Genomic DNA, 634 nt, shown 5'->3' on the forward strand with positions numbered 1-634 from the left:
AACCCTCAAACATTCGCTCGCGAAAAAAGCGGCCATGGCGATTGCGAATGGGGACGATCATGCGCTGAAACGTTTAGGCTCTGTCGTACCGTTTGACGTATTCCATCGTGTTTCTCGCGCCGAATGGGATACCTTGCTGTTCTTCTATGGCGTCGTGATGTGTGTAGGCGGCTTGAGCTTGCTCGGTTATCTCGAATTGGTTTCAAACGTCATGTACACCCAATGGAATCCGGTTTGGGCGAACGTGATGGTCGGTGTGCTTTCTGCCATTGTCGATAACATTCCGGTCATGTTTGCGGTACTAACGATGGACCCAAGCATGTCCACTGGTAACTGGTTGCTTGTTACGCTCACTGCGGGCGTAGGGGGTAGTTTGTTGTCGATTGGTTCTGCCGCGGGTGTGGCTTTGATGGGCGCAGCGCGTGGCCAATACACTTTCTTTGGCCACTTAAAATGGACGCCCGTGATCGCTCTGGGCTACGCCGCCAGTATTGCCGCTCATTTGTGGATGAACGGCGGCTTGTTTACCTAATCCCAATGACACGCCTAGCTACTTAGTCTAACGATCCGATGGATGGTTCACGCCATCCATCACTTCAATATCACCCAATTCGTACGGGTTAACGCTCTCTAA

1 protein-coding gene and 1 pseudogene are annotated in these 634 nt (G+C 51.9%); one reads left to right on the forward strand and one right to left on the reverse strand.

Annotated features, from left to right (window positions below; all coding sequences use genetic code 11):
- A partial coding sequence (nhaD, locus tag R7E78_RS27765) for a sodium:proton antiporter NhaD (RefSeq protein ID WP_318058840.1) occupies positions 1-532 on the forward strand: 532 nt, incomplete at its 5' end.
- A 27-nt stretch (positions 533-559) separates the two neighbouring features.
- On the opposite strand, the pseudogene R7E78_RS27770 reads toward nhaD, so the two are convergent.
- Positions 560-634 (reverse strand): annotated as a pseudogene (locus R7E78_RS27770) (GFA family protein); the annotation flags it as partial.

The organism is Vibrio sp. YT-19(2023) (assembly GCF_033337395.1).